Source organism: Baaleninema simplex PCC 7105, from assembly GCF_000332355.1.
GTDB classification, from domain to species: Bacteria; Cyanobacteriota; Cyanobacteriia; order Cyanobacteriales; family Geitlerinemataceae; genus Baaleninema; species Baaleninema simplex.
On the sequence record NZ_KB235958.1, the window covers coordinates 2,006,369 to 2,016,080 of the forward strand.

14 protein-coding genes and 2 pseudogenes are annotated in these 9,712 nt (G+C 43.0%); 14 read left to right on the forward strand and 2 right to left on the reverse strand.

From position 1 onward, the window contains the following. Positions 1 to 60 precede the first annotated feature (60 nt). A pseudogene (locus tag GEI7105_RS34775) lies at positions 61 to 165 on the reverse strand (IS1 family transposase); the annotation flags it as partial. An 18-nt stretch (positions 166 to 183) separates the two neighbouring features. Between GEI7105_RS34775 and GEI7105_RS0110995 the strand changes: the two are divergent. From GEI7105_RS0110995 to GEI7105_RS0111020, 5 genes are all read left to right on the forward strand, one after another. Beyond that, positions 184 to 792, forward strand: a complete 609-nt coding sequence (locus GEI7105_RS0110995; RefSeq protein ID WP_017660515.1) for a hypothetical protein — start codon at positions 184 to 186, stop codon at positions 790 to 792. Further along, positions 789 to 1,355 carry a hypothetical protein gene (locus GEI7105_RS0111000; protein WP_017660516.1) on the forward strand — a complete coding sequence of 189 codons (567 nt, stop codon included), beginning with the start codon at positions 789 to 791 and terminating at the stop codon, positions 1,353 to 1,355. The genes GEI7105_RS0110995 and GEI7105_RS0111000 overlap by 4 nt, the downstream gene beginning before the upstream one ends. Positions 1,356 to 1,688: 333 nt before the next feature. Next, a complete protein-coding gene (locus GEI7105_RS0111010) occupies positions 1,689 to 2,600 on the forward strand; it encodes a hypothetical protein (RefSeq protein ID WP_017660518.1) in 912 nt (303 codons plus the stop codon). A 19-nt stretch (positions 2,601 to 2,619) separates the two neighbouring features. Continuing rightward, positions 2,620 to 3,327, forward strand: coding sequence for a hypothetical protein (locus tag GEI7105_RS0111015; protein ID WP_144053758.1), 708 nt, complete (start codon positions 2,620 to 2,622; stop codon positions 3,325 to 3,327). Positions 3,328 to 3,337: 10 nt separating this feature from the next. Further along, the gene (locus tag GEI7105_RS0111020; RefSeq protein ID WP_017660520.1) at positions 3,338 to 4,300 is read left to right on the forward strand and encodes a hypothetical protein; all 963 of its coding nucleotides are present in this window, start codon (positions 3,338 to 3,340) and stop codon (positions 4,298 to 4,300) included. A gap of 13 nt (positions 4,301 to 4,313) precedes the next feature. On the opposite strand, the gene GEI7105_RS0111025 is transcribed toward GEI7105_RS0111020, so the two are convergent. Then, positions 4,314 to 5,370, reverse strand: a protein-coding gene (locus GEI7105_RS0111025; protein ID WP_445958273.1) for an ISKra4 family transposase whose coding sequence is annotated in 2 segments (ribosomal slippage) — positions 4,314 to 5,214 and positions 5,213 to 5,370 — 1,059 coding nt in all. Because the reading frame shifts where the segments join, the coding sequence is not laid out codon by codon here. A gap of 241 nt (positions 5,371 to 5,611) precedes the next feature. Between GEI7105_RS0111025 and GEI7105_RS0111035 the strand changes: the two genes are divergently transcribed. From GEI7105_RS0111035 to GEI7105_RS41015, 9 genes and pseudogenes are all read left to right on the forward strand, one after another. Beyond that, on the forward strand, positions 5,612 to 6,418 hold the full coding sequence (locus tag GEI7105_RS0111035; RefSeq protein WP_158413191.1) for a deaminase domain-containing protein: 807 nt from the start codon (positions 5,612 to 5,614) through the stop codon (positions 6,416 to 6,418). A gap of 21 nt (positions 6,419 to 6,439) precedes the next feature. Beyond that, complete coding sequence (locus GEI7105_RS0111040; protein WP_017660523.1) at positions 6,440 to 6,997, forward strand: SMI1/KNR4 family protein; 558 nt, start codon at positions 6,440 to 6,442, stop codon at positions 6,995 to 6,997. A 115-nt stretch (positions 6,998 to 7,112) separates the two neighbouring features. Then, on the forward strand, positions 7,113 to 7,457 hold the full coding sequence (locus GEI7105_RS39850) for an SMI1/KNR4 family protein (protein ID WP_017660524.1): 345 nt from the start codon (positions 7,113 to 7,115) through the stop codon (positions 7,455 to 7,457). Between the two features lie 366 nt (positions 7,458 to 7,823). Beyond that, on the forward strand, positions 7,824 to 8,342 hold the full coding sequence (locus GEI7105_RS33375; RefSeq protein WP_017660525.1) for an SMI1/KNR4 family protein: 519 nt from the start codon (positions 7,824 to 7,826) through the stop codon (positions 8,340 to 8,342). A 290-nt stretch (positions 8,343 to 8,632) separates the two neighbouring features. Further along, positions 8,633 to 8,920, forward strand: a complete 288-nt coding sequence (locus GEI7105_RS0111055; protein WP_017660526.1) for a hypothetical protein — start codon at positions 8,633 to 8,635, stop codon at positions 8,918 to 8,920. Between the two features lie 152 nt (positions 8,921 to 9,072). After that, positions 9,073 to 9,135: pseudogene (locus GEI7105_RS41250) on the forward strand (transposase family protein); the annotation flags it as partial. Positions 9,136 to 9,151: 16 nt separating this feature from the next. Further along, complete coding sequence (locus tag GEI7105_RS41255; RefSeq protein ID WP_445958301.1) at positions 9,152 to 9,337, forward strand: helix-turn-helix domain-containing protein; 186 nt, start codon at positions 9,152 to 9,154, stop codon at positions 9,335 to 9,337. A 120-nt stretch (positions 9,338 to 9,457) separates the two neighbouring features. Next, positions 9,458 to 9,649 carry a transposase gene (locus GEI7105_RS33380; RefSeq protein ID WP_017660527.1) on the forward strand — a complete coding sequence of 64 codons (192 nt, stop codon included), beginning with the start codon at positions 9,458 to 9,460 and terminating at the stop codon, positions 9,647 to 9,649. Beyond that, a partial coding sequence (locus GEI7105_RS41015; RefSeq protein ID WP_144053914.1) for a transposase occupies positions 9,627 to 9,712 on the forward strand: 86 nt, incomplete at its 3' end. The genes GEI7105_RS33380 and GEI7105_RS41015, both read left to right, overlap by 23 nt.

A 9,712-nucleotide genomic window follows, 5' to 3' on the forward strand; every position in this document is an offset into this window, starting at 1 on the left:
AAATTGAGAATTCGAGAGCCAAAACCCTTGAAATCTCGTGAAGTTAGTTTTTCTGTCACCCTAAACTCCGAAGAGCCTGATTAGCTTTTTAGAAAAAGATAAGGTTTTACGAACGAGTCGAGATACACGCTGACGAAGAGTATTGTTGAATCTTTCAATTAACTGGTTTTTCCCCGCGAACGAATGAACACTGGGGCAAAAAAGGGATTGCCCAGTACTCCTGAAACCATTCGTGTGGGAACGGTTCGGATGCAAGACCATCCTGACTACCCAAACCTGATTAACCAGATTGAAAGCCTGGGATTTGAAGTGAGGATGACTTCTAACGATCCATATGTTTCTGTAATAGAATACGTGGATAGACAAGGAGTTGTTCTTGAAGTTGAAAGAGTGGTCAATCTCCAAGAAAATATGAGGTTTTTAGATTTAGAGCATGAATTCGGCCACGTACAGCAATTAACTGAGCGCTTTGGAGGAAATATGTTAACAGATCGATATATTAGGCGTCCGAATGGGACAACCAAACGGTCTAGGATGAGACATGGTATACTAACGAATGAGCAAGATGCCGTCACTGAATATCATAACCGCCTAGAAGAATTTCTGCGTCTCGAAGAGCGGAGGGCAGATCTTGAAGTATTGAGAGAACATGCTGAGGGTGTGAGGGACTGGAGAAGCGTATATCGCGATCGATTACGCAGTCCCACTCTGCGGGAATGGGCGACTCAATACTTCCCCGATATCCCGAGTTTGGAACAACGATACTCGTCAGGAGGTAGGCCTTTAGAATGAAGCCATCTCCAAAGTCCGATTTTCCCGTTTCCGTAGGAGAACAAATTTACGAGATCCAACAGCAAAATGTCCAAGACTTTTATCAAAATATCTTTTGGGTAAGGCTGAACTTTACAGTTGAGATAGTGTTTATACCCCCCTTTGATATAATTACTCTATCGGCTCCCAATCCGGTTATCCCAAATGATATTGATGGGGTCGATAAAGAAATAGAGGCACGTCTAGTAACGGCTTTCTGTTCGAGGCATATAGTGACCCCTGACAGAGAATTAGCAGGGACAGAATTTGTTTGGAACAGGAATTTACCTAAAAATATGGAGGATGACCCGTTTCCCGAAGTTCCCCCTGGTGTATTGTTCTATGTAACTCCTGAAGAATTTGAAACCTTTCTTGTGGAACTCTCAGATTTGGCTGAAGAGTTGCTTGGCCGTCATGATTCACGTCGAGTTTCAACGCTGAGCCACCTTAAGTTCGTACAGTTAATTCTATCGAGAATTATCTCGTCACAATATCTCAGCAAGTATGAGCTATGGCTTCTAGGAAGAGCTAAATCATCCCGTTAGATTTAGGAAAGTCAGCAACCTAAAGGGGGAAACGAGAGCCAAGTCACTTTAGAGCGGGGTAAAGATATATAAGCTCGTCTTCGATGATGAAACTCATCAAATAGCTGTAGAAATTGGTAAGTAGATCGAGGTAAATTTCAGGCGTCATGTATCGAAATGTAAACTCGCTCAAATATAGATCTGGTCTATAGTAATTCCATTTCAGCCATGAAAGAAATCGTAGGCTTCCAGCCTACGCTACAAAAGGTTAAGCGTTGGAGATTTGATGAATAATTCAAGATTGCTATATAACAGATTATTGAATTTATAAAATTACATTTTTTCTTGGTGAAAATGATAAGATATTTAAGCAAATGGTTTGGCTATATTTTAGCAATTGGTACTCTTTTTGTTGTCTTATTTACCTCTAAAAGCAACCCTTTTCAGATGTTACTTAAAAAAAATCATTCTGCTTTTGCTGTTAGAGAAAACCAGGAGGAAATTTCGAGAAAAGTAGACAAGCCAGACCGAGAAGAACAACTGGCTAACAATCAAACACAGCCCATTCCCTATGACAATACGGATAGTCTGCAAGAATACTATTTTTTCAGGCGTAGTGGTTATCAACGCGATTGGTCAAATATATTAATAGATTCTGATGGGGTCAGCTTTCCCTATATCGGTATTGTTGATACATCAGGAGGAGAGGTACAAGTAAACGTTCGTCGGCGCGTTATTCGGTTGATTTACAGAGTCGTTCACCTGAATTTTGGAAAAATTATTTCCGACGATCTTGTGCTGGAAACCAAAATAGACTTTATTGGAACATTTGGATTACTATCCGAGGAAACTGTCAGGGACAATCGCCTTCCCTCTCGCGTTTGTATAATTAATATGTTTTATCTGTTAGGGAGAACAACTTCTATGGGCAATAATCAGTTACAGTTCTTTTTTCGGGCTTCCGAAAGAGTGGGCTTAAATCCTAACCACCCACAAAATACCGTGCCAGCAATCGATTGGCAAGTAGTCGGTAATTTAGTTTCTGAAAGTGGAGATTTTGCCCAGTTTCAGTTTGATGCTACCACGACTCACGAACCGCACTTTTATGCATCCAATTTTGAGATTAACTCTCGATCGGAGATGATTGAAGTTAAACCCATCATCGAACCGGGACACAATATCACGATCGTCATTCAAAAGATAATTCGCGATGATAACCATTTTCTGTCAAATCGAGGTGAGATTCTGTTAGAAAAAGATTCTTAAGCTCCTGACGTACTTGAATTTGGGAGATTGTATTCGCCAAAAGTCTACAAACTGTAGAATTCAAGTCGAAATATTTCTCAAACCTTCTCCTCGCCAAGGGGTGCATCTCAAAAATGAAAATCGTCAGAAACCCGGTATCTCTAACGTTGCGATCGCGACAGGAGGTGACGATGGAGCTGTAGTCATCGAACAAGAAGGATTTCATTATATTTTTACACTGGAAATTGAAACTGATGGCTCTCGGGGAGAATTTTCTCGAGAAGAAGTCGAGGAAGGCCGCGATGAGATTACCCTTACTGGTGCCGGTAATAATATAAATGTTAAAGCATTTGTAACGATCGACGGTCATCTTGTCACACCCAATACTGAAATTGGAACCTTAGATAGCCGCAGCGTCTTAGAGGGGGAAGCCGAAAGTAAGACCTTTCCGAATATGGAAGGATATCAAGCGGTTCTCGAACAAGATTTGCCAAGATTAGAACGTAACGAGCAAATTAACAACGAGGGTTATATCGCTCTATTCAGGGGGTTGGTAAAAGCTAAAGCGCTCCAACGGTTAGCGGACAACCGACAACGCATCGAACAACTCAAAGCAAAATACGAAGCTCCCGAACAAGGAAGTGGTGAGAACTCCGAAGAAGATGCTATTTCGCACCTCCGACAAGTCGTTGAGGCCGATGCTGCTTTAGCCGCCAGGAGAGAGGCGCTGGAAGACGAGCGAAGATAGATGATACGCGATGGAAGTTACACATTTATTTTTTACTACTTCGGAGGTAGAAGAACGCACCAACTTTTACAATCGCGAGATTGAAAATATCGACTTAGTTCGTCTCAGGATCGCGGCTTTATATCCAGCTTCTCGCCTTTTAGAAGTTAGTGACGTTTCAAGAAATGTGAGTAACGATGCAATTAGAGAAAAACTTACTGAGGCGTTTGAGAAAATCCTGAATGCTATCGATCGAGCGGAAGTCGGTATCCACAACGGGGATATTTCTCTCAACGATCTCGAGCCGATTGTTGCAGAAACTTTCCAGCAGTTGGGTGAAGACGCAAAGGGGGTTGTCCAAGAGTATGTTGAGACGCAACAAAATCAAGCAACCCTAATTTCGCTCGTTACGCTTGCTGTTGAACTGGGATTGACTGTAACAGCATTCTTCAAGGGCTCGATCGTGCTGGCGAGAGCGGCGGCAGTCTTCGGTACGGGAATGGCGGTTTACGAGTTAGAGCAGGCGGACGATCTCAATACGCTGGCGGGAGCGCAGGAAGCCGGTGGCGAACCTTTGATCGACGATCCCGATGCGGCTCGCTTCAATTACGTCATGGCTTTGGTGAATATGGCCTTAGCTGGCTCCGATCTGCTCTCCACCGTTGACGAAGGCGCGGCTGTATTGGGAGCGTTGGCTAGAAACACTGAGGGGACTGAGGTTTTAGCTCGCCTAGATCCTGAGGATCTTGAAAGACTCGGTCGTGCAATTCGAGACAATGATGAAGAGCTTCTCGAGCAGTTGCAAAACCAACTCGGAACTGATTTCGACCCCGCTTACGATGCGTTGCAAGGGGTAGTCGATGAGGGATTACAGGGTTTATCTAATCCGGAAGCCTTCGATCTCTCTCTGCTTCAACACATCCCCGAAGCTCAGAGGAGGCCGTACATAGATCTCGTTGCCAGCGATCCGGCTGGGAGCATCTATTTTAAGTAATGAGTAAAAATACTTAAGCCAACTCGCGATTGAGATAAGCACAGCGTAAACGCAACATGGGATTGACATTCTCTCGATTCCACTGCGCTCCGGAAATCTTCATTCTCAAACCAATGCGTTTAATAGTCGATTCAACTTCCCCCGAACCAATGACCTGGCCGTTTTCCTGGCGTTGGGCATAATTCGGTAAGCGATGAGAATGGCGCTCTATATAGTTGAGGAAGTTGACCACTTCTGGAGTACGCCACTGGCCGAACTCGGCCCCCGCGGCTTCGACCTCACCCTGCCACAAATGCTCTCGTACCGCTTCTAAACGTTGGTTTGAACCCCCAACCCGATGCAGATTTTCTATCAAGTGATACCAGTCGAGGATTTCCTGGCGTTGGGATTCCTTGAGGCAATCACGAGCCAAATTCCAGACACCGGGATGACCGTCGGCCACGACACTCACCGACTCAGCCCTTGGCTGTTGGCGTACCCAGTCGGCCAATTGAGCGTTGTCTTGAAAGACGGCGGCACAAACCTGTCCGTGTAGAGCAATGGCTTTGTAGTCGCGCCAGAGACTTTCTTGTCCTTTAGGGGTGCGTAGTCGCACCTTGCCACCATCAACACTCATTTCCCTCACCGAGTCTTGGCTTTGGCTCAATGACAGTGCGTTTTGGCGGGCTTGGCGATGCTGAGTGCCGTGAGAAACCTTGACCCCAGTCAGGACTTCGATATCGACTTCAGCGTTAGCGAAGGATTCGTTGGCACAAAGGAGCAACGAACAACGTTCTAGATGAGGACTCACTCGTGTGCGGGGCTTAACCTTTAAGCGTTTGGCTTGATTACTGGTTAGGGAGACTTCTCCAATACAGCTCCTAATTTTTCGTTCTCGTCCGCTACGAGTCTGGCTGCTTTGGGCAAAAAAATAGGGCCAGTTCCGGGCCAAGGGTTTCGAGCCAGTGGTCGCGCAGGCTCAGCTCGATGCTCTCGAAGTCTTGGACTTTCTCTTTAGGGGTATTTTGGTACAGGATATCGGCGATCGTCTCGGCAGCTTGTTTGAGTTTTTGACGTTCTTCTGGGGTCATTGACGACTGGGGAATGCTTTCCTCTCTATTCTCGAACCTCTGTCAATGCGTATTTCTACTCATTGCCTTAACTAGATGCTCCCGATCCGGCTAAAGGAAATCGGGTGCATCCCACTTTTGCAAAAACATCAGTTTTGGGTGGCAAAATTCCCGATTAGCACTTCCGGTATAAGATCCCCGGCATCTTGGAGATGCCGGGGATCTGGAAATTGAGTGCGCCCAATTCGATGAATTTACATTTTTGAGATGTACCCAAGGAAATCGCTTAATTCGCGAATTTGGTACCTTTGAGAATTTTGAGAATTTTCGACGGGTTTTTAATGCGATCGAGCTAGAAGACATCGATCGTATGATTGTCGTTTTCAATGATGCGTATCAGAATTCTCTGAACCCTATTATGCAGGGGCGATATGCAACCTTACGACGAGATTTGGTAACCGGGAACCTTCCAGCGCAGGGGAGTCAAAGTTTTCGAGAACGTTTAGAAGTTCTCGAAGAAGTTCGTAACATTCGGACAGGACTGAGAGATGAAGTTGGCGAAGTCCCCTTAAATCCAATTGACGGACTGAATTTAGGGCAACGCAATATTGCTTACGGCACTTTTGAGATAACTTTACCCGGCGGAACTGAAATCTCTGAGGAGTTTATTTCCATTGCCGGGTCGAGAACTGCAAGAACACTCAGAGACAATTTTAACCTCGATTCTTTCGAGGGACGTGCAATTATGCCAGAGCCTCAAGGGGGAGCTAGGAGAAGATTCCCTCCTCTTCCGGATCTACCACAAAACACTAATGATAGCGAAAGGAAATTGTTTGAAGAAGTCATAAGACAAATGGAGCGAGCCAGAAACCAGGAGACTCGAGGAGCTTTTGGGCGCTTTGTTCCCTCAGAGCGCAATCGATATCAAGGGCAAGGATACTCGGGATCTATTAATCTGTATTCAGAAATGTCTCCTTGTCGTTCCTGTAGAATGATTGTCAATCAATTCAGAGATATGTTTGGAGGTGATATTGACGTGAATGTCCGTTATGGAGTAGAATATGAGTAGGTTCTAATTTAGAGGAAAATCATGACTTTTCAATATATTGAAGAAGCAATTTTCCTATTTGAGAGTATCATTCAAGGCGATGATGTGGAGGTCATTCCTTGCACCTTAAAAGAAGTAGCTGAACTAGAGACTTTGTTACCACGTCCTTATAAGTTGCCAACTGCTTATAAAGAGTTTTTGCTGTATGGAGGCAAAAAAATGGCAGGAGTTTTTGGGGGGAATAACTTTTCATATAAAATGGCAAAAATATTAGCTGAGGATGGCTATCGTCGTCTATTCACTATAGTTAAAGCTTGGGAGAAAAAAGATTCTTTCGATCCTGAATTTTTTGCACTAACCGAACATCTAGGATCGAATATGTACTATTTAAAGTTAACAGAAGGAGAGAACCCTCCAATCTACTACTGGGACGAAGAGTACGAGGTAGGACTTGAAGACTCAGAAAAGCTCTATAGAAATTTGCCGGAAATGAAATACAAGACTTTCTCCGAATTCCTTTTAAGGCAAATACGGGCATATGGAACTTATTTTCATGAAGATTATATTAAGGAAGTGACAGAACAAAAGAAGAAAAATTAATTCTAGCGATAAAATCTGAAGAGGGGAGCAAATTTCAGATTTTTCCAACGGGGAAGAAAATGCTCTTTCCAGATAGAGTTGCTATGTTTAACTGAGGTCAACTTCCATTTAAAAAATGAAATTCCAGTATATTAAGGAAGCGATCGATCTATTTGAAAGCCGCATCGAAGGAGATGATGTGAAAATTATTCCTTGTACGCTAGAAGAGATAGCAGAATTAGAAGTATCGCTGTCACCTCCTTATAAGTTGCCAGCAGCCTATAAAGAGTTTCTGCTATATGGAGGCAAAGAAATGGCTGGGCTTTTTTATATGATTGACTTTTCATACAACATGGCAAAATTGCTAGCTAAAACGCATTATCGAGATGTCATCCGTATGCTTCGTTTTTGGGAAGGTAAAGATAATCTTGCCTCTGAAATATTTGTCCTAAATGAGAATTTAGGATCGAATATGTACTAGTTTAAACTAACAGAGGGAGACAATCCTCCTGTATATTTTTGGGAAGAAGGAGAGGGAGGGTTAGATGTTTCAGAAATAAAATCTGATACTTTCTCTGATTTTCTCATGAAGATGGTTCAAGTTTATGCAGTTTATTCTCATAAAAATTACATCAAAAGAATGGCAGAAAGAAAGGGAAGGGCTTAATACCAAGTCGGACGGCTCGATCGAGCTATTCGAGAAAATGATGCGAAACTGCTCAATCAGTTGCGAAACCCAAACAGGTAGTCGCTGAGGGATTATCGGGCTGCTTTATCGCTGGGACTCTCATTTTAACCCCCTCTGGCCACCGCTCGAAAAGTAATTTGTCAACAGAGAGAAACTTAGATGTACCTAGAGCGAGCTAAACAACGATATGCTGAAATGATGGAAGAATTTAAAGATTTAAATCTTCCTTATCAAACTCTACCGGCTTATCCAGAAAATATTGAGCAACTCGAACGTCAACTCGGCTTCCCTTTACCGGCTGCCTATAAAGAATTCCTCTTGTGGATGGGCGGTGGTGCTGACAGATTTATGGATCACTTAGATTTTGGTGTGGGTGATGTGCCTTATAATCAAGAAGATGCTCCTGAGCTAATGGAGGATTACTGCCGCGAACCGTTGCCCGACGATGCTATTGTTTTTGCGATGGCAGGTCAAGGTTATTATTTTTTCTTTATTCGAGTTTCTGAGGGAGAAGACCCTCCGATTCATAGCTATCGTGATACTAAGGAAAAGTTTGATTTGAACGTGTTTCCTAGTTTAGATACCATGATTTTTAAAGCCGTTGAAGGAAGTATTCACTACCATCGAGAAGAGGGGAGAGGGTGTGTAGGGATCATCTGGGGAACCTCGAAAAATTGATTCGAGCTCAAAACTCAACGGCTGAAACCCTTGAAATTTCGTTCCCCATTCTCGATAGCAGAGCCTTTTTATCAGTAAGCTTGAATTACTCGAGATGCCCTCTAGTTTAAGTAATGAGTAAAAATATAGCAATCCTAACTCATTTGCGGTAATTTACCGGTTAAAACTCCTATCTGAAGGTTGGATTGTCTCTCTAGTGAGGAGGGGCTAGTAGACTTAACAGCATTTCTTTACGTTTCGCCAGAAGGGAACGTCACATTAGCTAGCTACGGAAAAAGGGGACGAAACTCATGAGCAAACCTAAAGAATTACTAAGTATCACAAAACTCTGTGAAAGGCTTAAATCAGTTTTTGAAAAAACGGCAGCAATAGAAAAAGAAGAGAGAAGCAAGAGAAGTCAATGTAATTGGACTACTATGCGTTACGCAGGAGAAAACTTCATGCGTAAAGTTTTCGACATTGGGCAAGCTCTTGAAATGAAGCGAATCCAGCGAAAAGATCTTCAACTTAAGCGAACACTTGAAGAAGTTAATTCAAAATTGCTCGGGTCTTCGGAGTTTGAGGTGATAATAGTATAATAGAAAACAAATGCAGGCGGATCTAAAGATGAACTTTTTTGTAGAAGACTTAATCAACTTACCCAAAGTAAGAGTGAGAAGCGTGGTCAGGGAACGCGAAGCAATATTTTTGCAGCTAGGCTTTAGAGAAGAGGAAGTTGCCTGTCCTCATTGTGGCAAAAAAGACGGGCGAACTTAACCAAACACGAACCGTTAGAGTTCGAGACTTGCCCATTTCGGGTCAACTCGTATATTTGCAAATACCACGGCGTCAGTTTTACTGTAAAAAAATGCCAACAATACTTTACAGAAGAACTAGACTTTATTGAAACTGGTCGAAGGTTTACTAGGCGGTACGAAGAATATATTTACGAGCGAGTAATCGCTAGTAGCGTCGAGCAAGTTAAAGAGAAGAAGACTTGTCTTGGCATCAGGTAAATGGAATTCATCAACAGGTATACGAACGCAAAAAAAAGTAAATTAGGGGACAAGTAAAAAGGTTAGGGTTTAGGACGAGATAGCAAAACATAAAAGGTCACAAAAAATTTGTAGACGGTAGTGAGCGATTTAGAGAAAGGAGAATTGATAGAAGTCATCGACTCTCACCAACAAGAAGAAATCGCTGAAGTTCTTCTACAGCAACCGTTAGAGGTCAGAGAGGCAGTCGAAGAAGTCAGTGTAGATATGTGGGGAGGATTTCCAAAGCTTATCGAAAAAGTGTTTCCCAATGCCCAAAATTGTCGTCGATAGATTTCACGTTATGAAAGCGGTGAATGACAATCTAAATAAAATCCGAAAGCAGGTGAAGTTTAA